The sequence below is a fragment of the Variovorax glacialis genome (genome assembly GCF_051216375.1).
Lineage (GTDB): Bacteria > Pseudomonadota > Gammaproteobacteria > Burkholderiales > Burkholderiaceae_C > Variovorax.
Genome location: NZ_JBPJZT010000016.1, coordinates 107727 through 132715 on the forward strand (window position 1 = coordinate 107727; position 24989 = coordinate 132715).

The window sequence follows — 24989 nt, forward strand, 5'->3', positions numbered from 1 at the left end:
GACAAGGACTACGCGGAGGTTGTGCGGTATAGCGAAGGTTTCGAATTCGATCCCGCCGAATCCACGTCGGGGCAAACGCCGCCAAGATCGCTGCGGACATTCTCACGGTCAAGTGGGCGATGTACGTGCGGACGCCTAGCGGCTCTGACCCGGCCGCGCAGTAAACGTCCGAAGGAACGAGCGGGCACGGTGGCTGCCATCGAACGCCTGTCCTTCGCCCGCGCTTGTGGCTGGCGCGCCCGGCTCAGTCTTCGTCGGACTCTCTCACCTTTTGCGGCAGATCGCTTTCGTTCATGGGACGCGGTCCATTCATCATGAAGTCGACGGCATGTGGCGCGCCGAAATCTTCAGGCCGGCATGAACTCAGACCATCGATGATCTTGACGACCTGGCGGTGGATGCGCAGTTCGTCACCGTTCTCGAGTACGACGACGGCAAGCGCGGTTCCGATGAAGTGAAACCCGCAAACGGCGTGGTTATCGATATGGACATGGTCAGCCGTAGCAAGTGCTGTGAAGAGATCAGTGATGTAGAGGGCCATGGTTGTACTTTAGAAAATGCGACCGACTCCCGCACGCAACTACTGCACGGTCATGGCAGGGCCTCCCTCATAGCGACCACGATCGTGCGATTTCTCACGCATGCGCTCCAGCGAATCGGGCTTTTCCCGCTTCCAATGTTTCCCCGGACAAGCCATAAGTTTGATATCAAATAGCGGGTTTTGGTCAAGCTTGATCAGGCTCGCGGCCTGACAGCAAGGCTCAACAAACGCATCCGCGGCGGTTCAGGTCGGCGACCATGATCGCAATCGGAGGTGGTGTCAGAGCCGCTGAAGTGGCTGCCGGCGCCACACGTGCATTGCCTCGACAGCGAAATCCATCCGTGGGCCCCGGCGACCATGACAACGTTGAGTGCGCCCTGCCGACCTCGCTCATGTCACCGCGGCGCGCATGCTGATGCGAAGTCCGAAACGGCTGCTCACTCGCATGGCCCTTCAGAGCCCGTAGTACTTGTCCAGATTGGTTCGGTAGGTGTCGTCGTAGTCCGGGACACTGTCGTCGTAGCGGGGAGCGCCTGCGAGCTGGGTTTTTTCCAACGGCACGACATAACCCTCCTGCGCGGTGTCGTACTTCAACATGTTCCATGGCACGGGATAGCGATCGGCACCCATCCCCAGGAAGCCGCCGAACTCCATGACCGCATAGCGCACCTGACCGGAGACTTGTCGATCATCAGATCGTCGATCGTGCCCAGCTTATCGCCCGACGCGTCGTAGACATTTGTTCCTTCGACGCGTTCGGAAGAGATGACATCAGAAGTAGTTTCCATAACCAAAGCTCCCGGTGGATGCGGCCGCGCCGCTGGGGGCGCTTGCTTGGCGGACTGCCAGCTGGCGAAAAGCGCATGCGCCTCGATGGCGCCCAGTTCCCAGCCCACCAGCAACTGCACGAGCGCACCGCTGTCCAGATCCTCGCTGAAGCTCGGAAGGCTCGCGACCGCAATGCCGAGGCCGGCTCGCACGGCGCTGTTGATCAACCCTTGGGCTGTATCCGTATCTGTCGATCGCCTTGTCGGAACAGCAGTTCCTTCCAAGCGACCGGCCCTGCAATCACGAACGCATGTTCCGCGATCGCCTCGGGCTCCTCGGGGATCCCGTTCATTTCAAGGTACCCCGTCGCCGCAGCGACAATGAGCGGTCAGCGCCCGATGAGGCGGGCGATCGCGCTGGAGTCCGGCAGCTTGCCGAAGCGAATCGCCACGTCGCAAGCGCGGCGGCCTAGCGGTCCACCAGCGCAAGCTCGTCGAGCGAAGCTCAAGAAGGGCTACAGCGAGGAATTCGCGGTGCGTCTGGCCAGGCAGGTCGAAGGGTTTGGAAGCTGCGGGTTTCCGGAATCCCATGGGGCAAGCTTTGCACTGCTGGTCTACGTGAGCTGCTGGTTGAAGCGGCACCATCCCGACGCGATGCTAGCGGCCTTGCTCAATTCGCAGCCCGTGGGCTTCTATGCGCCCGCTTAGCTGGTGCGCGATGCGCGCGAGCACGGCGCCGTGGTCCGCCCTGTCGACGTCGCCGTGAGCGAATGGGAGACCACCCTGGAGGAACCGGCCCAGGGCGCTGCATCGCCGCGTTGGGACACGACCTACGCCACAGCGCTGCGCGCCGTCCGCTTGGGCTTCTCGAATTTCGGGCATGCGCGAGGAGGCGGTCAAGCGGATCGTGGCGTCGCGTGCGCAGGCGCCATTTGCGAGCGTCGAGGACCTGACCATGCGATCGGCGCTCGACGCGCACGATCTCAAATGTCTTTCTGGCGCGGACGCGCTGCTCACCCTCGCGGGGCACCGTCCCGACGCGGTGTGGGCGGCCAAGGGCGTCGACACCCGGCCGACGAAGATGCTACGCGAGGCACGGACCGTCGAGGAAGAGGTCGCGTTTGCCGAGCCGCCCGAGGGCGCAGAGATTTCAGATGACTACGCAGCCATGGGCCTGAGCCTGCGCAGGCATGCACTCGCCTTGATCCGGGACCAACTGGCCGTCTGGGGAATCGAGACCTCGGAGGCCCTGCGGAGCAAGGCGAGGGACCGCCAGAAGGTGAGGGCGAGCGGCATCATGACGCATCGTCAGCGCCCCAGAACCGCCAACGGCGTCATCTTCGCCACGCTCGAGGACGAAACCGGGACGCTGAAGATCATCGTGTGGCCACAGGTTTCCGAGGCGCAGCGAACGGTGTTTCTCGGTGCCAAGGTCCTGACCGTCGAAGGAACGTGGGAGAGCGAGAAGGCGTCCAGTCGCTCTGGTGGCGATGAAGCTCGTTGACCACACGCAGCTGCTCGGAGCATTGCGCGTTGGAAGCCGGGACTTTCGATAGGTGATTGTTCAGACGGAATGCTGGAGATGAAACGGGCACTGGCTATGCCGCCGGTCGAGTTCGCTCATGCGGCGCTCAAGGTCATATATGTCGACGGCGCCAGCGAGGTAGGCATCTTCGAAGTTGCTGTCAGTCTGGAAGGGGCGCTTGAGCGCGGCCAGCGCGCGATGGATCATGTGCTTCATGGTGAGGCAATTATAAGGGTTTACCCTAGTTTTTGCCTATGGTGGAGTGCACGACTGGAGGGGAGAGGACGATTGCACCCGGTCTCATCGAGGTTGCCGGCATGCTCGAGGCGCCGACCGGCAAGCGTGCACATTCGTGCATGCAAACCTTGTTGACTTGACCGAAAAAAAACGCTGGCAAGCACAATGCACGGTGACCTCCGGTCTTATCAATTGCTGTCACCTCGCGCCATGTCCTGCCGGCACGAACTTATGCTTCGACATCTTTGATCGGGCTGGCGCACGCACCCCATAGCTGTCACGGGCAGTGAGGGGCGGGGTCGCCGTGCGCCTTCCTCTGTCGTTCGCGGCTGTTGACGAGGTGAATGCGCATGGCGGCGCGCGCGGCTTCAGGTTCGCGGCGCTCGATCGCTGCGTAGATGTCCTGGTGCTCCTGGTTCACCTTCTGCAGGTGCTGCGCGCGTTGCTCGACGTCGAGCCAGGATGAAGAGACCCGTGTACGCGGAATGACCTCTAGCCCGAGGTGGCTCATCAAATTGCTGAAGTAGCGGTTGCCGGTGGCCTGCGCGATTGCGAGGTGGAATCGGAAATCCGGGGCGACTGTCTCACCAACGACATCAAGGTGCTGCTCGAAATCATGAAGCGCGCTTCGCATTTCTCGAAGATCCTGGTCAGTGCGACGAATCGCCGCCAGACCAGCGGCCTCTGATTCGATGCTGGTGCGTAGTTCCAGCATTTCGAGCATGTCGGAAATGCTGCCATCGACCGCGCTGTCGAACTGGAACCGGCCCTGAGTTGCCGGCTCGAGTGCGAAGGTGCCAACGCCGTGGTGCGTCTGGACTAGGCCGGCCGCCTGCAGGCGGGAAAGAGCTTCGCGCACCACGCCTCGGCTGACGCCGAAGGTTTGCATGATGACCGACTCGGTCGGGAGCTTGTCGCCCGGCTTGAACGCCCCATTGCGCACTTGACCGCCAAGGGCCTCGACCAAATCGTGCGTCAACCCCCTGCCTTGCCGGCGATTGGCCAATGCGGCGGCGCCGGGATCGGCGTCGACGGGCTCTTCCTTGAGCTTCGACGAGGGGTCTTGCATGGCGCCAATGATAGGCCGAGCCTGCCGCCGCCTGATCAGTAATTGGGTAAGTCATCGGACATCCGACAAAAACCTCCCAATACTGCGACGTCACTGGCCTCTTGGTCGGGACGAATTGCTACATTTTTTCGGGTAAACCCGCATCGGATGACGCCACAAGTGACGCACATTAACGCAAGTCATAGGACATCAGACAACTAGATACTTGTTCAGTACAACCTCTTTCAGCGAACAAAAGGATCCTCATGAAGAAAATCGCCCTCAGCGGCGCCGGCGGCCAACTTGGCGCCGTGCTTCGTTCAGCCTTGATTGGCCGCGGCATTGCGCTGCGTTCTGCCGGCGGCAGCAGGCCGCTGGTGCCGCTGGTCGCGGGCGAAGACGTGATGCATGGCGACTTGCGCGACGGCGCGGTCGTCGATCGCCTGCTGGAGGGCGTGGATGTCCTGGTCCATCTGGCCGGCACGAGCGTGGAGCGACCCCTGCCAGAGATCATCGAGAACAACCTGCGCGCGCTGGTCGAGGTCTATGAAGGCGCCCGCCGCAACGGCGTGCGCCGCGTGGTCTTCGCCAGTTCCAACCACACGATCGGCATGTACCCGGTCACCGAGCATCTGGACATCGACTGCCCGCTGCGCCCGGACGGCTTCTATGGCCTGAGCAAGATGTGGGGCGAAGGCCTGGCGCGCATGTACTGGGACAAGCACGGCATCGAAAGCATCTGCGTACGTATCGGCAGCTGCGTCGAGCGTCCAACCGAGCCGCGTCACCTGAGCACCTGGTTCGGCCATGCGGATTTCCTGCATTTCATCGACCGCTGCGTCGAAGCTGAAGACGTGGGCTTCCTGACGATCTGGGGCGTTTCGGCCAACACGCGCAGCTGGTGGGACAACCGCAGCGCCGCGGCCAGTCTCGACTACCGCCCGACACAGAACGCCGAAGACTTTGCGGCGGAGGTCCTGGGCCGCCCGAATCCGCTGGATGCGCTGGGCCAGCGCTTCCAGGGCGGCAGCTTCGTCGCGGTCAACCACACGCGCAATGACGGGGCCGAAACGGCCGACTCGCTTGCAGCCGCCCACGCCTGAGCCACACCAAACAAGGAGACAACGCGATGAAGATCAAAGGCATCCGCTGGTACATGGTCGGCCTGGTTTCCGCCGGGCTGATCGTCAACTACCTCGCACGCAACACGCTGTCGGTGGCAGCGCCCACGCTGATGAAAGACCTCAGCATCACGACCGAGCAGTACTCGCACATCGTAGTCGCATGGCAGCTCTGCTACGCGTTCATGCAGCCGGTCGCCGGCTACCTGCTCGACGCGATCGGCACCAAGCTCGGCTTCGGCATCTTTGCCCTGGCTTGGTCGCTGGCCTGTGCCGCGGCGGCATGGTCGACGGGCTGGCAGAGCCTGGCCTTCTTCCGCGGCCTGCTGGGCCTGACCGAGGCGGCCGGCATTCCGGCTGGCGTCAAGTCGACGACCGAATGGTTCCCGGCCAAGGAGCGCTCGGTGGCGATCGGGTGGTTCAACATCGGCTCGTCGATCGGTGCCCTGCTGGCGCCGCCGCTGGTGGTCTGGTCGCTGATGCACGGGCAATGGCAGTGGGCCTTCCTGATCGTCGGCGCGCTGGGCATCGCGTGGAGCATCGTGTGGATGCTGGTGTACCGCCATCCGCGCGACCAGAAGCTGCTGTCCGACACCGAGCGCGACTACATCCTTTCGGGGCAGGAAGCCAAGTACAACGATCCCGCCGCCGCTGGCAAGCGCAGCTGGAAGCAGATGATCGTGAGCCGCGACTTCTGGTCGATCGGCATTCCACGCATCCTGTCGGAACCGGCATGGCAGACCTTCAATGCCTGGATACCGCTCTACATGATGACCGAGCGCCACATGAACCTGAAGGAAGTGGCCATGTTCGCCTGGATGCCCTTCCTGGCCGCGGACATCGGTTGTGTGCTGGGTGGCTACCTGAGCCCGCTGTTCCACAAGTACGCCGGCGTGTCGCTGTTCACCTCGCGCAAGATGGTGTTCGTGGTCGGCGCGGTCTGCATGATCGGCCCGGCCTGCGTCGGATTCGTCGCGAGTCCGTACGTCGCGATCGCGCTGTTGTGCGTTGGTGGCTTTGCGCACCAGACGCTGTCGGGCGCGCTGTACTCCATCACCTCCGATGTGTTCGGCAAGAACGAAGTGGCCACGGCCACAGGCATGGGCGGCATGGCCGGTTACCTTGGCGCGGCAGCGTTTACCGCGCTGTTCGGCGTGCTGGTCACGCAGGTCGGCTACAGCCCGCTGTTCGTGCTGCTCGCGGCATTCGACATCCTTGCCGCGCTGGTCGTCTGCTTCCTGGCGAAGAGCGGTGACCGGGTACCGGAGTCGCGCTTCGTCCCAGCAGTTGCAACCGCAGCGGCCAGGTAGTCGCTACCGCCCACCGCCCTCACGAAATCTCAAATAAACACACGGAGCAAAGAGAAATGAGCAGCAAGCCCATTGGTAAGAAGCAGCCCGAGCGCGCGGCATCGTCGGGAGCCACCACGAACCCGCTGGGCCGGCGTGCATTCATGGCCGTGATCGGCGCCTCGACCGGCGCCACGTTGATCACCGCTTGTGGCGGCGGGGGTGGCGGATCGTCATTCCTTCCGCTTGCCGCCGCACCCGCCCCGGCACCGGCCCCCGCACCTGCGCCTGTCCCACCGGCAGCCGTCGATCCGATCTGGGGACCTGCCGGCCTGGGCACGCAGATCATCGACTCCCTGCAGGGCGTCAATCAATCGGCATTCATCGCCAAGGATTTTCTCGTTACGCAATACGGTGCGCAAACCTGCGCGACGGTGGCGGCGGTCAATCCGTACACCGACCCGTCGAAGTCACCCTTGAGCGTCGGTGCCGACACGACCCATGCGCCAGGGTCCTTCGATTCGCGCCCGGCGTTCCTCGCGGCCATCGGAGCCTGCAATGCCGCGGGAGGTGGCCGGGTCGTGGTGCCATCGGGGACCTGGTATTGCGCCGGCCCGATCGTCCTGCTGAGCAACGTCAACTTCCACCTGAGCCAGAACTGCACCATCTACTTCAGCAACAACCCCGCCGACTATGCCAAGGACGGTCCGATCGACTGCGGCGCCAACGGCAAGCTCTACTACGGGCGCTGGCAAGCCAACGACTGCCTGAACTACGGCGCACCGATCTACGCACGCAACCAGAGCCGCATCGCCGTGACCGGCGAAGGCGACACCTCGATCTTCAACGGTCAGGCCATGACGCCGTTTGCCGGTACCGGGAATACCAGCACCTGCTGGTGGACCTGGAAGGGCAACACGGGCGTCTACGGCGTGGTGAACGCAAGCACGCCGTCCCAAGCCAGCGTCAACCCCCTCAACGTCGACCTGAAGATTGCCGCACCGGGAATCGCCGACGCCTTGTACGCGTTGCTGACGAACCCCGTCACGCCCTGGCAGCAGGATCAGAACTACCTGCCGGCACTGTCGGAGGCGGGCGTGCCGATTGAACAACGCATCTTCGGCACCGGCCACTTCCTGCGGCCTTGCATGGTCGAGTTCCTGGGCTGCACCGATGTGCTGATGGAAGGCTACCAGACCCAAAACACGCCGTTCTGGCAACACCATCCGACCGACTGCAAGAACGTAGTCATCCGCAAGGTCACCGTCAACAGCATCGGGCCGAACAACGACGGCTTCGACCCGGACGCCTGCGACAACGTGCTGTGCGAGGACGTTGTGTTCAACACGGGCGACGACTGCATCGCCATCAAGTCCGGCAAGAACCTCGACAGCGAATACGGCCCGGCGATCCGTCACGTCATTCAGAACTGCACCATGAACAGCGGGCATGGCGGCATCACGCTGGGCAGCGAGATGGGAGGCGGCATCGAGAAGATCTACTGCCGCAACCTGGCCATGCTCAACCAGTACTGGGCCACGAATGCACTCAACATCGCGATCCGGGTCAAGACCAACATGAACCGCGGCGGCTACGTCAAGGACTTCTACGTCGACGGCGTCACGCTGCCCAATGGCGTCAGTCTCACGGGCGCCGGCTACGGAAGCAGCCTTCTGCCGGGCAGCCCCATCAACGCCAACGTGCCCATTGGCGTGAGCTCGCCGGCGAGCAGCAATCCCTCGGCCTCGCAAGGAGGAATCGTCACCTTCGATTGCGACTACCAGCCAGCGAAGGACGCCATCCGCACCCGGCCGGCACTGCTGCAGAACATCAACATCTCCAACGTCGTGGCGAAGAACGTCACTCTGGGCGGAGTTACCGGCTCGTGCTTCCAGGCCATCGTCGCGCAGGGCCCTGTTGCATTCGACTACAACGGCCCGGCGCCCACGCCAGCCGTTCCGGCCATCCAGGGCGTCAGGATTGTGGATTGCGACTTCGGCAGCCCGACGGCCGCCGGCCCGGCCAGCGCGACCGTGGCGGGACCTATTTATGCATACAACTTGAAAGACATCACCCTGGTGAATACGGTCATTGCAGGGAAGACGCTCAATACGACGATCTCCGACATCCGATGATGGGCGGCGCAGACTCACGACATCAACGCCGGCACGATTGCCACGGGCGAGAAGGACCATCGCAGACGTAGGCCGGGAGAAGTTCCAGTGGATGCTCGACTTGGCCAGCGTGCGCAAGAAGAACCGATAGTCTCCTCATCCTGCAGCGGGACCGGCTTGACGGGCACCGCGTCCGAGCACAACGTGTCAGCCGCTCGATTTCGGAAGTTCCTTGCTGGCAGTGACCGAGGAACTCTTCTTGCCGGCCGATACCCACGGCGTTCCGACGCCCTGTGCCGCCCTTTGATTGACGGTGCCCCGGCTTCAGGTGGCCAAGACGGCAGTCGGTCGTTCCCGACGCGCGCGAATCCGCCTGCAGCCCCTGCAGCTCGTGACGCGCGCTGCGCTCGGGCCTCCGGACTGCGAGGACCGGCGGAGCTCGCCAGGGATGGACCGGCGTCCAATCCGTTAGGTTCGCTCATTTGCGCTTGAGGCGCGGGAACGCAAGGAGCGAGGATGCAAGCTGTGTCGATCCACGTCGTCGACGTGGCCAACGGGGTTGTTGCCATCGGCATGCGGGGGGAGATCCTGCGTCAGGCAAGTGGCCAGCAAGGACGGCCCGAACGCTGGGAGCCTTTGGTTGCCGGAAATGTAGGGCGCATGGCGTGGTCGACGGGTTCGAGGGCCAGGCCCAACTGTTTGACGTGGGCGTCTACGAGATGCGGCTGCATGTAGGGGACTGCTACCGTGCACGCGGACAGACGCTTCCCGAGCCGGCGTTCATGGACGTCCAGTGCTTTCGTTTCGGCCTGGCCGATCTTTCGCGGCACTACCACCTTCCGGTGAAGCTGACCCCTTGGGGACTGTCCTGCTTTCGCGGGGCAGCCTCAGTCGGGGGCTCGGAGCTGACCTCCCCGGTGAAGCAGAACGGGGACAACGCGCGCCAGACGAACGAGGTCGCGGTCTCGGCCTCCCGGGTTGTGATGAAGGACGGCAAGGTCCTGGGGCAGGTAGTCGGAACGATGGCCTCGTTTGACGTCGTCGTCCAAAGAGGTGTGCTCTGCAAGCGCCAGAACTGGCCGGACGATCTGCATTGCGGTTGTCTGGCCGATGTTCGACCTCACCGTTGCAAGCGCCCGGAACCCCAAGGCTCTGCTTCGGGCGACTTAGCGAACGCCACGCCTCGTTCACCCAGCGGGCCCCTGGCCGGGTTAATCAGCGCAGTGCGCTGATGGCCCATCGGCCCATCAGCTCGCGCACGCGATGGACGGCTTTTATGACGGCTCCACGGACTTGACGGTAACGAAGTTCATTGCCAGGCGACTGGCGGCCTCGACGATGGCTTGCGCATCGCTTCGTGCGAGCGCGGGTCGACAGGGGGACGATCCGCGAACCTGCGTGTTTTGTCACGGATCGTCTTTACTTGACGGTTTGGTCGAGTGTCTCCATTGCAGGCGCGTCTAGGATGCGGCGAAACAACCTTGGACGACCTCCATGCCACCTGTGATTTCGAGACTCGACAAGACGTTCATCGTTCTGATCATCGGGGCGGCAAGCGCCGCAGCCAACGCAGGGGTCTACCGCTGCAAGGACGGCAACGGACAGACCACGCTGTCCGATCGGCCATGCGGCGCGGTATTTGATGGTCAACATCCGGATTCGAAGAATGCTGCCGACCGGATTGCGGCACCGAACATGGTCAGCGCCCAAGCGAAAGATATTGCCGCACAGTATGGCTTCATCGGCGAGCACGGAGCTCGAGCCAGACCCAAAGCATCAATGAACCAAGAGGTGAAATAGTTCAGAGCGGCAGGTACGTCGGCCATGTTTGGTCACGAACCGCGAACGCCGGGTAGATTGAATCGCTCGACGAGTCGATGCGCCCTTGCTTGGTCGGCACGGCGCTGGTGGTTGTAGTGCCAACACGTCGCGTCCTCAGCAGCCCCAACGCCGCGCCGTCGTCGCTACCTGGTCCAGCGGCGCAAGAATACGTTGCACTGTTTCGCATCGCCGCCCAAGTCTTCAAGGCGTGCGCTTTCAGCGCTGCGCGAGACCTCAGCGAAACAATTGGTCGCGTTGGGATCTGGGCGTGTGCGCAGCTTGCGTGGCGAGCGCTGTTCATGAATGTACGCGCATCCGCTCTTCGATCGTGTCGGCGACACGTTCAGCGTCTCGTGCCGCGCCGTGGATCATTCCCGACGACGCGGAGTACTGGAAGGCAAGACCCGCGACATACAGTCCCGGCTCATGGGCGACCACCCCCCGAGATTGATCGATCCGGCCCGAGGCGTCGAAGACCGGCAGCTTGATCCAGTCCAGCCCCGGCTGGAAGCCAGTGCACCAGACAATGTTGTCGATGTTCAGGCGCCTTCCGTCCTCGAGTAGCGGCAGTCCCTCCTGAACGCCAGTCATGCTCGGCACGCGCAGGACGCCGGCACGGTCGAGGTCTTTCGGTTTCAGGCGAATCAGGGGCGTGCCATGCGTGAGGAAGTTCGGCAGCGCGTTGCGACCTATCGGCGTATCGACCGAAAGCAGCCGGTGGAAGATCAGGCGGAACAGTATCGGCACCACCACGTAATAGGCGAGGGCGCCGCCATGCTCGAAGGGGATGTGTCCTGGGTGCCGGCCGGCCAACCAGACCTGATGCGTGCGCGCCAACTCGGAGGCAATCTCCGCCCCTGAATTGCCCGCGCCCACCACCAGCACGCCCCCGGACTTCAGCTGCGAGGGGCTTCTGTAGCCTGACGCGTGAATTTGGTGGATCGACGAATCCAGATCTGCCGCGAAGTGGGGAATCTTCGGCTTCTGATAACTTGCCGCCGCCACTACCACGTGATCAGCCAGATAGAGTGCCTCGCCGGCGTCGACCACATAGCGCCCATCGACCCGCGTCAGTCCACTCACCTTGACGCCGGTGCGCACCGGTAGCTTGAAAGCCGCCGCATAGTTTTCCAGATAATCGGCCATTTCGTCCTTGGTCGGGAAGTAGCGAGGCGGCGCCGGGAAGCGCATGCCGGCCAGCCCGTCGAAACGCGCCGGCGAAAACAGGCGCAGCGAATCCCAGCGGCGGCGCCAGCTGTCACCGACGCGCTCGCCGCCGTCGAGGATCACGAAGCGCAGGCCTTTGCGGGCGAGGTAGTAGCCGACCGAGAGCCCGGCCTGCCCGCCGCCGATGACGATGACGTCAAAACGCTGCTCGGCGCTCTCGCTTGCCGCAGCATTGAAGCGAGGGGCTCCATTCGCATCGGGTCCACCGCGCGCGCGCAATGCGTCGGCGTCCGGTTGCCTGAATGCAAAGACGGCAGAAGGAACGATTTGGGTCATAGCGGTCTCCTTTGGTTGGCCGGGATGGCACTCCGGCGTTCACGACCAACCCAATACAGCTGGAACGGCATTGTTCAGGCGCGTTGCGTCGCTCGCTTCAGCTCGTAGATGAGTTCTGATTCACCGATGCTCAACCGACGCGCAGATGAGTGCCGTCACAGCGTCGGCGTCAACTGGGTATCCCGACGGATTGCGCTTGAACTCGGGACGCGCCAGCGCAGCGAGGTAGGCCTCTACGGACTCGTGCTTGCTCGCCGCGATCTCGACGACATTCCGATCCGGGTCGTGATAGTAAAAGCTCAGCGTCGGACCGTGGTCGACGGTTCTGAACGGTTCGATACGAAGAACCTTGAGCCGTCGGTAGCGCTCTGCCATCGTCACCAACGACGCGTCGCGCAACTGCATGTGATGCAGGCCGGGCCCGGCCGGATCAGCGAATCCCGTAGCGGAGATATCGAACAGTGCGACCACCTGGATGTAGGGATGGTCCAACAGCAATCTGAAGAAACTCAACCGCGATGGACCGGTCCATATGGGCTCGCCATTTTTGCCTTCCCCTGCGCACTGCGCAGCCACCGGCGGTGAATGCTCGTAGTACGGAGCAAGCTCGAGTACCGACGCGTACCAGGTTCTCATCTGGTCGAATCGCGACGTTCGAAGAACGACTTCGGCAATGCGCAATGGGCTTCGGGTCTCAGTCGTCATGAGGAAGTGCTCCACGGCTCTATTGCGGCGCGATGCCAGCACGTTGCACGACTTCGCGCCAACGCGGAATTTCTTCAGCGATGATTGCCGTCATCTCCTGAGGCGTGCTCAGGTGGATCGTTCTGCCCGCCGCGTCGAAATTGGCGCGAAGGCTGGGCTCCTGCAGCACCCTCTCGAGGGCCCGATGAAGCACTGACACCACTGGCTCATTCAGATCGCGCGGGGCGACGACCCCGACCCACACCGCATCGACGCCCATGATCCCCAACTCCTCGAACGTTGGGATCTCGGGCGCCATGTCCACACGGTGGGAGCCGGTGACGGCAAGCGCGCGCAGGGCACCACTGCGAACGTAAGGAATCATGGGCCCGACGCCCTCCAGGAGCGCATCGACTTCGCCGCTGAGCACTGCCGTATTCGCGCTGGGCCCCTTGTAGGGAATGTGCTGCACGTCGATGTTCGCCTCGTGCTTGAACTGCTCCATCAGCACGTGCGTCGGCGTGCCATTGCCGGGGGAACTGTAGCGCAGACGTCCGGGATGGGCTCTGGCGTGGGCGATGAAAGCGGCCAGCGACGTCGCGTTCACAGAAGGGTTCACAACGAGGAACTGCGGTCCGCGGTACAGGATGCCGATGGGCGTGAAATCCTTCACGGGGTCATAGGGCAACTGCTTGAACAAGCTGGGGCTCACGCTCATCTGCGGCATGGCGACAATGCTCAGCGTGTAGCCGTCGGGTGGGCTGGCTTTCAATGCCTCCAGCGCCACGATGCCGCCGGCCGAAAATCGGTTCTCGACAACCACGGGCTGCTGAAGCTCCGTCGCCAAGCCTTCGGCAATCTGACGGCTAACGAGGTCGATGACCGAGCCTGGCGCGCTGCCGATGACGAAATGGATTGGCTTGACCGGGAAGTCTTTGGCGTGTGCCGCTGACATGGCGACCAGACACGAGAGCAGAACCCAAAGTCGAACCAGGCGCCGCGTGCTCATTGCCGATTTCCCTTTCGTTCAATTTGCAGTCAGCTTAGGCGGGCGCTCCCGATCGCGCCAGCCCGAGAGAGGCACACAAGACGTGAAATAAATTCACCTTGTTTATGCCGCGCGCAGTACTTTCGGGGTGTCGACCAACGCTCGCATGGAGGAAGAACATGGAGCATCTTCGAAGCATCAGCATCTTTGTGCGGACCGCGGAGTTGGGAAGCTTCGCCGCGGCCTCGACGGCGCTGGGCCTGACGCCGTCAGCGGTCAGCAAGTCGATCTCTGCGCTGGAGGCCGGTCTCAAGGTCCAACTGCTCGTGCGTACGACGCAGGGCGCCCGCCTCAGCGACGAAGGCGCGAGGTTCTACGCCCGCTGCAAGGCCATCGTTGCGGACCTGGAAGCGGCCGAGCGCGAGATATCCTCAGCGCACCAAGTTGCACGAGGGCGATTGCGTGTGATGCTCCACGTCACCCCGGCGAGATACCGCATCTTGCCGGAGCTGCCCCGTTTCCTGCGAGAGCATCCGGAACTCCAGCTCGAAGTGGTGATCTCGCCAGGCGCGAAAAGCGTCGAAGCGGAAGGCGTCGACGTGGGCGTCTTCATTGGCGATCCACCCGATTCAAGGCTTGTTGCGCGCCGGGTTGCCGATCTGAAATTCGTCACCTGCGCGTCGCGCGCGTATCTTGCACAGCATGGGACCCCGTCCCATCCCCGCGACCTTGTGGACCACAACTGCATCGAGTATTTGCGCCCGGACGGGCGCACGCGCAAGGAATGGACCTTCGAGCGCGACGGTGAGACGCAAGCGGTGGAGGTGGGCGGCAATCTCTGCATCAACGACGGCCAAGCACTCGTCGACCTGGCCGCCGCGGGCAATGGCATCGCGCATGTCATCGCGATGACGGCCGAACGATCCGTCGCGGCTGGTGTTCTGGTGCCCGTTCTTCAGGACTGGAGCAGCGATGCGCCACCGATCTACATGCTCTATGCGCGTGGCAACGTCCAGACGCTCCGGGTCAGGACGTTTGTCGATTTCATCACCGGGTTGTTTGATGACATGCCGCGTGTGGCGACACCCACACGGCGTTGGCCGATGTACCAGAGTTGAGTGCCCTCGCCCCAACGAGCTTGCCTACTTCTTGAACTTCAACTTGGAGCCATCGAATGTGCTGACCATTGCGGCCATCATGCCGTCTTGCGTGATGTAGGCATCGGAACCGAAATACGGCTCTTCCAGAAAGTCTGCTTCGGCTTTCCATTTCACTGCAAGCGCTCCTCCGCTCTTGAACGCGCTCAGCTGGCTGAAACGGATACCCTTCAGTCCGTCTGGCGGCGCCTTGACGAAGCCGGCAAACAATTCGCCGATGGCCGCCCGGCCTTTGACGACCTGGCCGTTGGGCAAGTGAATCTCCGCATTGCCAGGGTACTGTGCCATCAGGCGGTTCCAGTCGCTCTTGTTGAGCGCATCGACGTGTTCAGCGACCACCTTCTCGACCGTGGCCTGCTTCTTCATTGGCGGCAGCTTCATCGGTTCGGCCGACCAAGTACCTGCAGCGGCGGTCATACTAAGCACGCCAGCCAACGCCAATCGACGAATGCTTTTCATGATGTTTCCGTTTGTCGTACGGTCATTCTTGAATTCAGAGCTACGCCTACCGGCTCTGGCGAGGCAATCAATGCGCAGACCGCTTTGCGCATCGAAACGAATCTTGACTCTTTGCTGAGGCATTCGGTGGTTGCACTTGCGTCCGACAAAACACGAACAGCGCAGTAAGCGCCGGAGGCGATCGCCTCCAACCGCATGGACACGCGCGCACCCGCCGCGACAGGCAATACCCGCATGAAAGTCGCCGGCTCAGAGGGCAGGTCGCCGAGCCATGGGCTGCGCATGCGCACGGGTGTTTCCTCTCGCGCGTGGGGTGAACTCCTGCCCTTGCGCGGTTTATCCGATGTCCAATGGGCAGGTGGTGGTGCCCATCTATTTTGCCTCCGTATCGGCGTAGACATCTGGCTAGATGCATTGACTATACCCACAACGCCACAAATGAGACTGATGTCTCACAATCGGATGATCGCATCACACGGTGATGACTTCGGAGGGCCGACACCCACCCGGGGCCCAGGCAAAGAGGAGAAGAGTCCGGCCATTCCTCGTTGCACCCAGCGCACGATCGTCGTGTGAGCTAAGGCGGGGCCGCGTTCGGCCATCCTCTCGACAAAGTCTCGCAGGCTCAGTTTAAAGCGCAGGTACCAGCGAACGCAGAGAACCCAGGTGACGCAGCCAGCACTGCCATTCGGCATCGGGCGGGGCGCCAAGCAGGCAACCATTTCTCGGTTCGGCGCGAATGGCCATCGCTCCTTCCGGAACAGGGGCTTCGGGATGACCTTGGGCGTCCTTACGCGCACGTCCGCAGCAGTATGGGCCCCTGGATCGAAGCCAACTCGCTACTGGACAAAGACTTGCTCGCAGGCACGGTAGCCGCGAGGTCAGACTGGGCGTACGCTCATGCACTGACCCTATGCATCCACTGGCCGCCAAGTGACGCAGTGACAGTCCTCTGGCGCTGGGTAGATGTTGCTTAGGCGCCCGCCGATTGTGGGAGGTTCTCCGTTTGCCGGGCACTGTCCCGTTTCCCGCGATGTGCGAATCGCGCCCCCGCTCGCAATTCCGACCGTGATGCCATTTTCGTGCGCTGCCGCACAGACCACTCGTCTCCAAGGATCTAGAAGGGGTGTCGGATCCGTTGCCGAATCAATGCACCAGCCTCCTGAAAGGAGCGCGCCATGTACCAACGAATTCTCGTTCCCGTCGACGGCAGCACCACGTCTATGCGCGGCTTGGAAGAGGCCATCCGCATCGCCCAGCTCACGCATGGCCGCCTGCGCCTCATTCACGTCGTGGACGAGCTTTCGTTTTCCTTCGGCATGGAAGCCTATGCGGGCTACGGCGGAGATCTCTTAGGCATCCTTCGCGAAAACGGCGCACGGGTCCTCGAACAGGCGAAGTCCATCGTTGCCGCCACCGGCATCGAGGTCGACACGATCCTGAATGACACGTTCTCCGGCCTCGTCCATGTGTTGGTGACGGCCGAGGCCAGCCGATGACCTGCGGATCTGATCGTGCTCGGCACGCATGGACGCCGTGGTGTCGGGCGCATGGTGCTTGGAAGCAGCGCGGAAAACATCCTGCGCTACGCGACCGTGCCGGTCCTGCTGGTGCGTGCGCCCGAGGTCGTTGCCACGACCGCAGCGCATCCGGCCGCAGCTCACATGAGCCTGCCTGCTGGCGCACTGGCGATGGAATAGCGCGGGCGCCACCGCTAGCCCCAAACAATCAAGGTCGCCACTGCTGAACCCTCCGTCCAGGAAGCACTAGTCGAGGCTAACCGCCAGGAAGCCGTCTACGCGTCGCGCAAGAGCCGGCGACGCGGATTGCACCAGGTCGCCGCGCAACAATTCGGCAACGACGTTCTGGTGTTGCAGGCCGAGCACCTCGACCGCGCCGAGGACGCAGAGGCCACTGGCGAGGGATGGCGCGAGGTCAGGGACGGCGCGGGTCGCCGTTCAAAAATAAGCCCCAAGGCGTGCCGACGGGGCTCATGTCCCGAGGGGATTGTCAACCCCGGGTAGGCTGGCCGTGTTCGAGCTCTTTCCCTATCCTGTGGCGCATGAAGGCGACGCCCGCAATGGCGCCTGTCGCCAACACAACCCAACCAATAGGCCCCATCGTCAATCCTTGCTGTTTCGCAAAATCTCTGCAGATAAAAAACGGCTGTGCGCAGAATGGCGTTGACCGGGCGACGACGGTGGTTGCTCGCGCTTCGTCAGGCCCGCGCGCCCGCGTCCGTGAGCGGATGGCATGCGCGATCGAAGCGAACCTCGTTTGCAAGGCCCCGAACGACACCCAAACTCCCCCAGTTATCGACACGTAAATTCCCCCGCCTCGGCCCTCGAGCCGTGACGGTGTAGGCGGCGCCGGCCTTTGCCGGCAGTCGCTTCCGGGCAGGACGCTTACTTTTCCCCCTCAGCCATAAGGGGAGAACGGAGTGAACGTCTTGAAGCCGCATTTGCAGACGACCATCTGGACCTTGTTGGCCGCCGGTGCCAGCCAACGGGAGATCGAGCGCATCACGGGCATCGATCGCAAGACGATCCGCGGATACCAGAAGCGCTTCGCAGCCGCGGCAGCAAATTCCCTCGGCTCGGAGCCGACAAAATGCCAAGGCAGGCGCTTATCAAGTGGACCCATGGGCAGTGTGGGTCCACTGGCACCTACAAAACCCAGCGAGGAGGCCATCGTACGCGGCGGCTGCCTTACGAGCGGGTCAGAGACTACCTGCCAGGAATCGACCCAGCGCAGCAAACGCTGGAAGCGTGATCGGATCGTTGGCCACACTAAGAGCGACCGGGTGGGATGCGGTTCGCGCAATGACCATTTCAGCCACCGGATCGACGTAGATGCACTGCCCGTGGATCCCGCGCGCCATGAAGGATCGGTGTTCGTCATGGCTGATCCACCACTGGCTTCTGTAGGACCAACCGCGCAACGTGGCGCGGTAGAGTTCGGCTCGCGCAAACCGTTCACGGTCACCGCCTTGCTGGATGTCGACCACCACCGCTTCAGGTACGATTTGAAGGTCTTCCTTCCTACCGCCGTTGCGCATCATCTCGCCGAAGCGCGCCATATCGCGCACGGTGGCGCACATGCCGCCGCCGCCAAAGCCTGCGCCGTGGCTATCCACTGTGATCGACGCGTCGTGTGCCACACCAAGCTGCTGCCAGATACTCGTCGACAAGTGGCTGGCCAAGGAGGATCCCGTGACTTTTTCGATGATCCAGCTTAGGACCTGCGCCGTGACAGTCTTGTAGCTAAAGTAAGCGCCGTGCTCACCGTCCTTTTTCAGGTTTGTCAGGAACTGGGCGAAGCTGCATGGCCCGTTGTAATCGGTAGGCGAAGGCCTCAGCCCGCCGGCACGGCTGAAGCTCCAGATACCGGAGTTGGGATCCGCGTAGTTCTCGGAGAAGCCCACGCCAACCAGCATGTCCATTACCTCGCGCACGGTGGCGTCGCCAAAGGCCGAGGTCTTCAGTTCGGGAAGTATGGCTCCAACTGGAGCCGTTGCGTCCACCACGCCATCGTGCACCAGCGTGGCAGCCATCGTGCCGACGAGAGACTTGGTCACCGAGAACATGGCATGCTCTCGCTGCCGAGCACCTTCTCCGAAATAGTCTTCGAACACCAGCACGCCGCGATGAAGTACCACGACGCCGTCAAAGTAGGTTCTAAGCAACGACTGGCGCCAGCTGAGTGTCTCGCCATGCATCGAAACGAACGTGAGATCGTCGAACGATTGCAGCGCTGAGGGTAGCCGGCTTGGCGGCGCATCGCCACGGGAGACGTTCGCGGTCGGCATGAGCTCACGCAGATGGCTGAGGCTCCAGCGCGACTTTGGAAACGTCAGATGGTCCCCATCGGCGAAGCGGATCAGCTTGCCGATCGCGGGTGGCGATCCCTCCATCCACCCCAACCGACGCGGGTCCGTCAATTCTGGGTCGGGCCAGGTCGCCACGTCGGCTGCCCGCAATAGGTTCGAGTGTGGTTCGATGGACATTCGGGCACCAGGGGAAGGGGATCCATTGCAACGATAGAAGTTACACCCGCAGATTCCGATGGATGGTCCCGTTCTTACACGCAGGGGTTGACCGCCTAAATATCAACGCCGGCCTCGCGCGCGGCTGGATGGCATGGAGCAATTTGGGGCGACTAGAACGGGGAGCGAAGGGCACCGGTATCGACCAGCCTGAGGCTGGGTGGCAAGACAGGGTTGAACTCAAATAATTCCTCCGTGCGCGACTCCCAGAGTCCGCAGCCGAGGATGTCGTCGAGGGTCGAATCTGTGTTGGCGCTTTCCGCGCAGTCGACAATCTCGCGGGGACTTCGCGCGCCGGCGCGTGAAGTCGGTGCAGCGTCGCCCGAGACTGGTTCGAGTCTTCTGGAAGCAGGCAGAACTCCAACTGTAAGACGTCAAACATTTACCGGATCCTCAATAGATGATTGCCCCAAGAATTTGATCGCATACTGTCGCGTTCCATCGCATCTACCAAGAACCCACTGACGCAAATTTTGGCCACAAAGTGAACTGCAGAATTGACTTGATTCAACGAAGCGAGACGTAGCGTTCCGCAGATTGGAGAACGACCTGCTCTCCACGTCATCCACAAATATCAGGAGGACTCAAGGACCTGTCGCAGTACGCCGAGCGGTTAAGCTAATCTGAGGCGGGATCGACAGTTGGACGAAGACGGTGATCGAGGACCTGCGCAATCTGATCAAGCGGATGCGCATCTGCTGAAGGTGATTTACCTGCCTGCGCTGCGCTGCAGCGTGCGCCGCGCCCTCGGCGACGGCGCAGCGGGCGCTCAGGCGATTCAGCGGATCGTGATCCACCGCCACTCCAGCCAGTTGTCCGGCCGGTGCACCGCCTCCACGTTCTCGCGCATCGCCCACGGAATCACCTGGCGGTGGAGAGGGATGTGGTGCACCTGCTCGTTGTGTTCGCGAAAGGCCGCCTTGATCAACGCCTCGCGCTTTACCGGATCCTGCTCGATGGCCGATATGGATGCGAATTCGTCGAGCCGGGCGTCCCTGTAATTGCCCCAGTTGTAGTAACCGATGCCGTTGTCTCCACGCGAGCGCAGCACGTTAGACAGGGTGACGTCCGCATCCGTGATCGCGCCACCCCAACCGAGCAGGTACATCGACACGTCGAGTTTCTCGCCCTTGGCGAAATACAGCGCCCTCGGCTGGGTCACGACGTCGACCTTCACGCCGATCCTGCTCCACATGCCCGCCAGCGCGACGCAGATGCGCGCGTCGTTGATGTAGCGATCATTGGGGCAATCCAGCCGCACCTCGAAGCCCTGCGGGTAGCCGGCCTCCGCCATCAGGGCCCGGGCCCGCGCCAGATCAAAGGGCAGGCGCTGCTCTAGTTGCGCGTCGTTGAAGATGCCCAGAGGCGACGGCGCCATGGCGCCGGTCGGCCGTGACTGGCCGCGCATTACCGAAGTGCGCAGCGTCTCGATGTCCACCGCGTGATAGAGGGCGCGACGCACGCGCACGTCCTTGAAGGGATTGGCGCCCTTGACGGAACTATAGAGAAGCTCGTCCCGGCCCTGGTCCATGCCGATGAAGATGATGCGGTTTTCGATTCCGTCGATGACCTTCAAGCCGTTGGACTCGCGAAGTCGGTCCATGTCCTGGGGCGGTGGATCTAACACCAGATCGAGATGGCCGGCAAGCAGCGCCGCGGTCCGCGTCGAATCGTTCTTGATCGGCGTGTACTCCACTTCCTTCACGTTGCCGTCGAAGCGCCCCCACCAGTTGGGATTTCGCCTGAAGGTCGTCTTGACATCGGGCTGCCGCGAGACAAGGACGTAAGGCCCAGTGCCGTTCATGTGTAGCGTCGTGTATCGGATCTCTCCGCTCTTGAAGTTCTGCGCGCTTGCGGCGTCATGCTCCTCGCACCAGGCCTTGCTCATGACCTGCACCAGCGCCGCGTGTTCGAGAAAGAGAGGATTGAACTGCGCGAGCGAGAACTCCAGCGTCAGCGGATCGACCGCACGCACCTCGCCGAGCCCGGCGGCATAGATGCGGATGTTCGACGTCTTGTCCTTCGCGCGCGCCACCGAGAACACGACGTCCTCGGCAGAAAAGGATTCACCTCCGTGGAACTTCACGCCCGGGCGCAGCGTCATCCGCCACAGCGTCGGGCCGAGTTGCTGCCATCCGGTGGCCAGCGAGGGAACGAGCCGAAGATTCCTGTCGCGGGATACGAGCGTCTCATACACCTGCCCGTTGATCGAGTTCGTGAGCAACTCGTTCTGCGAATGCGGATCGAGTGTCTGCGGATCTCCCTGGCTGGCCCACCTCAGCGTTTGCGCTGACGCGATCCTGGGCCCGGCGGCGATGGTCAGCGCGCAGGCAAAGGCCAACATCACCTTCGAGGGCGCTTCGGCAGCCGCGCAACGGTCGCGCCCGAAACCGGTCACTCCGAGTACTGACGGTCTTTCCATCTGTGGCCTTTCGGAGGTTTCAGTCGCATGAGGCCGACGCCCGCGACCAGCAACTGATCATCCGCCAGTACGCGGGGCGATACATGGTCCAACGCCGCAGCCGGCGGCATCGGGCCGGGCTTGACGCCCGTTTGGGCCCACTTCTCTACGTAGTAGCGCACGGCCTGCGGCGCTGCAACGCTGGTTCCGTTCATCGCAACGCGACCCGCACCGCGCGTGCCCGCGCCGAGCGTTCCGAGGCATGTCATGGCGTCGTCGGCAGGCGCGAGCCAGTTGACACCCAGGATGGCGCGCCCCGGAACGGGGATGCCCGATGCTTCCGACGTATAGATGGTCGGCATCAGGTCCTTGCGGTCCGGACCGCGCCGGTACCCACCGATCACATAGGGCTCGCGCCCCGTCGCGATACCGCTCAGGGTGTTCTGCCGACGCACGTAGCTGGAGGAACTTACGGGATCGAATTCCGTGGGCCTGGTGTTGCTGTCGAAGCGCTGGTAGGCGTCGTCGTCGAAGTACGACTGCCGGCCCTTGGCGCGCCGGCTGGGGGGTGTGTCGCTGCGCTTGATCCATGCATCGAAAGGCACGGCCTTCGAGTCGACCGAGTTCTTGACCAGGATGCTGATCTTCCAGATGCCCGAGGGCACCACGCGATAGACTCCTTCTGCCCAGGGATCGCTCGCCGTCGGCCCAACGGCCAGCACGAAGCTCTGCAGCGCGCCGCCGTGATCCACGAACTCGAGGGTGTATGGCTGTACTGGTTCGCTGGGCATGGGCTTTTTGAGCTTGTTGGGCACGTCCGTCGTCGAAATCGAAAATGGGGCGCCACCGGGCGGCATCAGCGTCAAGTGGACCTCGGGCCCCGACTCGAAATAGATCTCCATGAAGCTCGGCGTCAGGCCGCAAGGCTGCAGGCGCCATTGAAGCGCCCGCCCGCCGCCTTCGGCCAGCTGGAAATTCGCGTGCACGCGCGATTGCCGGTAGTTGCCGGCGGAGAAGACAGGCAGCATGGGCACCGAAACCGTTTGCGAAAAGGCCGTGAGGAAGTCCACCACGAATTCGAATAACGAGCTTCCGTCGTGCGGGCCCTCGTGCGGTCCATAGCTGAGGTTCGCCACCACCGGGAGGGTTTCGCCGACGCGTCGTAGACCGTGCGCACGCCACAAGGCGTAAACCAGACCGGCCGCCGCATGGGGCTTGAGCGTTGACCCGGCCGGGTCACCAACCGACGCCTCGGGCATTTCGACCGCGATGATCGGCCTCGTCTCGGGCGGCGGGTCGTAGGGGTCGTCGAGGTCGTATCCGCTGGCCATGTCGAGCACGTGCGTTCCATGGGCCTGCCGATGGGCCAGCGGCTTGTAGCCTTCAACCTTCATGTCGAGAACCCCGAGCTCGGTGTAGACACTTTCTTCGGCCTTGCCCGCTGTCCTCGCAGCGTTGACTGCGTTGTCTATGTCGCTCGCCGTGAACTCCTTGCCCGGCGCCGTGGAGCCGATACTGCCGCTCGCATCCTGAACCCAGATGTACTCGATGCGCGTGCATTCCGCGGGCTCGCCTGCCGCGTCGACACACTTGCGCCTGAAGCGTGGATGCGCAAACGCGATGCCCTCGTCCATCACCACCGTCACGACGCGCCGGCCATCTGCGTCTGCGGTGGCCTGCGAGGTGATCCCGGACTCCAGCGCCCCCTCGCCCAACGCGTCGAACTGCGACGGTATGGTCACCGGTGGGCCGATGTCCACGCGACGAAACTTTCCGAGTAAGGCTCGTAGCGTCGTGAACCACTTTTCCCGATCGAGAGAGACGAAGAACACGCAGAACTTGCAATCCCGCGGCAGAAATGATTCGTCCCGAAACGGCTGGGGGATCCGTATGACATCCTTGAATCGGTGGTTGCTCTTGCGGAAGTCATCGAGCGTGAGCCCCGGCGCGAACTCGACCAGCAACGGTAGCCATGTGTCCGGCTTCCGGAAGAGACTCACGTCCTTGATGGCCCAGCGCAGGTACGTCTGCGCGGGGCTTATGCGCCGCTGTCTTTCATGCGTGACCACAATCAGGCTCCCCACTCGGCATACGCCAGTTGCCAGAGCCAGTTGAGGGATGGCGATCGGACGACTTCGATCTCGACATCCGGATCTACGTACCTCTTGGGTTTTGCGGCCCCGCCGGGTGCTTCCTTAATCTCGTCGGTGTCGACCTTGTAGAACTCGAGGCCTGAGAAATCTTGATCACTCGGATATTCCTTGCCATTGAATGTCGAAGGAATTACCTTCCCGACAATCGGCGGATTCTCCAGTTCGGCTTCCGGGTAAGTGAGGCCGGATCGAGCGACGAAGTAGCTGCCCATGGTCAATCCGAGCAACTGCCCGGCCATGCTGTCGACTGGGTAGTGCAGGCCGGCAACCGTGCGGTTGATCGCGATGCGGGCTGCCTGCCGCATGAGCTGCTGGCGCAGCAGTACCGCCATGTCCGAGGCTTTGTCGGAACGATTCACGAGGGCATACAGCACGCGGGCCACGGCATGTGCCTCGGTCGAATGGCCGCTGGGCAGCGAGCCATGGATCGGCGTCGGCAGGAAGGGCTGGATCTGGGGCGAGTATTCGTTGGGGCGGCGAACGCACATGGCGTTCTTGAAGTTCATCTCGCTGTACTTCGCCAGGCGAATCACCAGGCCGAGGACTTCAAAGGTGTATCGGTGGCGTGACGGATTCAAGGGCACCACGGAGGACCAGTACGGAAACTGCAGCGTCATCTGCTCGACGGTTTCGCGCGCGCGGTCCAGGCGCAGGTCGGCATAGCCATTCACGAGGTCGAGTTGACCTTTCAGCTTATCTTCCGGCGGACGCACCATCGAGATCAGCTTGTCCCACGTGCCGTTCGGCGGATCAGTGGCGTTCGCGCTTCCGTCCTCCTTGAAGCTGTATAGGGTCGCCATGTACGAAGTGTCCGCTGCCTGTAACGGCGCGTCGACTGCGAAATACAGCGAAGAAAGCAACTCGGCTTCGAAAAGGAACCGCCGTATGCGCGGGTCCCACCGATCCAGCGGACCGACCCTGGTCTGGAGGATTTCGTCGGCAATCCAGGCAGGGAACTTGGACTTCCAGACACCCGCGATTCCGTCGTGATGAGCGATCAGCCCCAAAGTGGACAAACGCTGCGCGTCGGCCGGACCCCGACCGCCTTCGCCCCCTTCTCCTCCTTCTCCGCCCTCACCGCCTTCGCCGCCCTCTCCACCTTCGAGATAGCTCATTTCGAATTCTCCTTAAAAGAA

21 protein-coding genes and 3 pseudogenes are annotated in these 24989 nt (G+C 62.7%); 11 read left to right on the top strand and 13 right to left on the bottom strand.

Going from position 1 to position 24989, the window contains the following annotated elements:
- Positions 1–244 precede the first annotated feature (244 nt).
- Positions 245–541: a hypothetical protein gene (locus tag ACSFBL_RS29145; RefSeq protein ID WP_435519298.1), complete on the bottom strand. Its 297-nt coding sequence runs from the start codon at positions 539–541 to the stop codon at positions 245–247.
- 453 nt (positions 542–994) lie between these two features.
- A pseudogene (locus tag ACSFBL_RS29150) lies at positions 995–1329 on the bottom strand (PRC-barrel domain-containing protein).
- 411 nt (positions 1330–1740) lie between these two features.
- Between ACSFBL_RS29150 and ACSFBL_RS29155 the strand changes: the two are divergent.
- The gene (locus tag ACSFBL_RS29155; protein ID WP_435519299.1) at positions 1741–2016 is read left to right on the top strand and encodes a hypothetical protein; all 276 of its coding nucleotides are present in this window, start codon (positions 1741–1743) and stop codon (positions 2014–2016) included.
- 172 nt (positions 2017–2188) lie between these two features.
- Positions 2189–2812: an OB-fold nucleic acid binding domain-containing protein gene (locus ACSFBL_RS29160; RefSeq protein WP_435519300.1), complete on the top strand. Its 624-nt coding sequence runs from the start codon at positions 2189–2191 to the stop codon at positions 2810–2812.
- Between the two features lie 60 nt (positions 2813–2872).
- Here the strand turns inward: ACSFBL_RS29160 and ACSFBL_RS29165 are convergent, their stop codons facing one another.
- Together ACSFBL_RS29165 and ACSFBL_RS29170 are read right to left on the bottom strand one after the other, a co-directional pair.
- Positions 2873–3049 (bottom strand): DUF3563 family protein, encoded by a 177-nt coding sequence (locus tag ACSFBL_RS29165; protein WP_435519301.1) that lies wholly within the window; start codon positions 3047–3049, stop codon positions 2873–2875.
- Between the two features lie 298 nt (positions 3050–3347).
- Positions 3348–4037 (bottom strand): FadR/GntR family transcriptional regulator, encoded by a 690-nt coding sequence (locus ACSFBL_RS29170; RefSeq protein WP_435519302.1) that lies wholly within the window; start codon positions 4035–4037, stop codon positions 3348–3350.
- 347 nt (positions 4038–4384) lie between these two features.
- On the opposite strand from ACSFBL_RS29170, the gene ACSFBL_RS29175 reads away from it, so the two are divergent.
- From ACSFBL_RS29175 to ACSFBL_RS29190, 4 genes are all read left to right on the top strand, one after another.
- Positions 4385–5221 carry an NAD-dependent epimerase/dehydratase family protein gene (locus ACSFBL_RS29175; RefSeq protein WP_435519303.1) on the top strand — a complete coding sequence of 279 codons (837 nt, stop codon included), beginning with the start codon at positions 4385–4387 and terminating at the stop codon, positions 5219–5221.
- 26 nt (positions 5222–5247) lie between these two features.
- Positions 5248–6549 (top strand): MFS transporter, encoded by a 1302-nt coding sequence (locus ACSFBL_RS29180; RefSeq protein ID WP_435519304.1) that lies wholly within the window; start codon positions 5248–5250, stop codon positions 6547–6549.
- A 56-nt stretch (positions 6550–6605) separates the two neighbouring features.
- Positions 6606–8663, top strand: coding sequence for a glycoside hydrolase family 28 protein (locus tag ACSFBL_RS29185; RefSeq protein WP_435519305.1), 2058 nt, complete (start codon positions 6606–6608; stop codon positions 8661–8663).
- 644 nt (positions 8664–9307) lie between these two features.
- A complete protein-coding gene (locus ACSFBL_RS29190) occupies positions 9308–9874 on the top strand; it encodes a hydroxyisourate hydrolase (protein WP_435519306.1) in 567 nt (188 codons plus the stop codon).
- On the opposite strand, the pseudogene ACSFBL_RS29195 reads toward ACSFBL_RS29190, so the two are convergent.
- A pseudogene (locus tag ACSFBL_RS29195) lies at positions 9796–9997 on the bottom strand (IS110 family transposase); the annotation flags it as partial. The gene ACSFBL_RS29190 and the pseudogene ACSFBL_RS29195 sit on opposite strands and share 79 nt — an antisense overlap.
- A gap of 139 nt (positions 9998–10136) precedes the next feature.
- Here ACSFBL_RS29195 and ACSFBL_RS29200 point away from each other — a divergent pair.
- On the top strand, positions 10137–10442 hold the full coding sequence (locus ACSFBL_RS29200; protein ID WP_435519307.1) for a DUF4124 domain-containing protein: 306 nt from the start codon (positions 10137–10139) through the stop codon (positions 10440–10442).
- A 318-nt stretch (positions 10443–10760) separates the two neighbouring features.
- Here the strand turns inward: ACSFBL_RS29200 and ACSFBL_RS29205 are convergent, their stop codons facing one another.
- The 3 genes from ACSFBL_RS29205 to ACSFBL_RS29215 form a co-directional block, all read right to left on the bottom strand.
- Complete coding sequence (locus ACSFBL_RS29205) at positions 10761–11966, bottom strand: flavin-containing monooxygenase (RefSeq protein WP_435519308.1); 1206 nt, start codon at positions 11964–11966, stop codon at positions 10761–10763.
- A 120-nt stretch (positions 11967–12086) separates the two neighbouring features.
- A complete protein-coding gene (locus tag ACSFBL_RS29210; RefSeq protein WP_435519309.1) occupies positions 12087–12671 on the bottom strand; it encodes a VOC family protein in 585 nt (194 codons plus the stop codon).
- Positions 12672–12690: 19 nt separating this feature from the next.
- Positions 12691–13659 carry a Bug family tripartite tricarboxylate transporter substrate binding protein gene (locus ACSFBL_RS29215; protein ID WP_435519310.1) on the bottom strand — a complete coding sequence of 323 codons (969 nt, stop codon included), beginning with the start codon at positions 13657–13659 and terminating at the stop codon, positions 12691–12693.
- A gap of 158 nt (positions 13660–13817) precedes the next feature.
- Here ACSFBL_RS29215 and ACSFBL_RS29220 point away from each other — a divergent pair, with 158 nt between their 5' ends.
- A complete protein-coding gene (locus ACSFBL_RS29220) occupies positions 13818–14756 on the top strand; it encodes a LysR family transcriptional regulator (protein ID WP_435519329.1) in 939 nt (312 codons plus the stop codon).
- Positions 14757–14780: 24 nt separating this feature from the next.
- On the opposite strand, the gene ACSFBL_RS29225 is transcribed toward ACSFBL_RS29220, so the two are convergent.
- A complete protein-coding gene (locus ACSFBL_RS29225) occupies positions 14781–15254 on the bottom strand; it encodes a nuclear transport factor 2 family protein (RefSeq protein WP_435519311.1) in 474 nt (157 codons plus the stop codon).
- Positions 15255–16432: 1178 nt separating this feature from the next.
- Between ACSFBL_RS29225 and ACSFBL_RS29230 the strand changes: the two genes are divergently transcribed.
- The 3 genes and pseudogenes from ACSFBL_RS29230 to ACSFBL_RS29240 form a co-directional block, all read left to right on the top strand.
- Positions 16433–16753 (top strand): universal stress protein, encoded by a 321-nt coding sequence (locus tag ACSFBL_RS29230; RefSeq protein ID WP_435519312.1) that lies wholly within the window; start codon positions 16433–16435, stop codon positions 16751–16753.
- A 15-nt stretch (positions 16754–16768) separates the two neighbouring features.
- The gene (locus tag ACSFBL_RS29235; RefSeq protein WP_435519313.1) at positions 16769–16954 is read left to right on the top strand and encodes a universal stress protein; all 186 of its coding nucleotides are present in this window, start codon (positions 16769–16771) and stop codon (positions 16952–16954) included.
- A 740-nt stretch (positions 16955–17694) separates the two neighbouring features.
- A pseudogene (locus tag ACSFBL_RS29240) lies at positions 17695–17925 on the top strand (IS21 family transposase); the annotation flags it as partial.
- A 48-nt stretch (positions 17926–17973) separates the two neighbouring features.
- On the opposite strand, the gene ACSFBL_RS29245 reads toward ACSFBL_RS29240, so the two are convergent.
- From ACSFBL_RS29245 to ACSFBL_RS29260, 4 genes are all read right to left on the bottom strand, one after another.
- Positions 17974–19260 carry a serine hydrolase domain-containing protein gene (locus tag ACSFBL_RS29245; protein ID WP_435519314.1) on the bottom strand — a complete coding sequence of 429 codons (1287 nt, stop codon included), beginning with the start codon at positions 19258–19260 and terminating at the stop codon, positions 17974–17976.
- An 817-nt stretch (positions 19261–20077) separates the two neighbouring features.
- Positions 20078–21721, bottom strand: a complete 1644-nt coding sequence (locus ACSFBL_RS29250) for an ABC transporter substrate-binding protein (RefSeq protein ID WP_435519315.1) — start codon at positions 21719–21721, stop codon at positions 20078–20080.
- Complete coding sequence (locus tag ACSFBL_RS29255) at positions 21694–23784, bottom strand: S8/S53 family peptidase (RefSeq protein ID WP_435519316.1); 2091 nt, start codon at positions 23782–23784, stop codon at positions 21694–21696. Before ACSFBL_RS29255 ends, ACSFBL_RS29250 begins: the two co-directional genes overlap by 28 nt.
- Positions 23772–24968 carry a phosphatase PAP2 family protein gene (locus ACSFBL_RS29260; protein ID WP_435519317.1) on the bottom strand — a complete coding sequence of 399 codons (1197 nt, stop codon included), beginning with the start codon at positions 24966–24968 and terminating at the stop codon, positions 23772–23774. The genes ACSFBL_RS29255 and ACSFBL_RS29260 overlap by 13 nt, the downstream gene beginning before the upstream one ends.
- Positions 24969–24989: the final 21 nt, after the last annotated feature.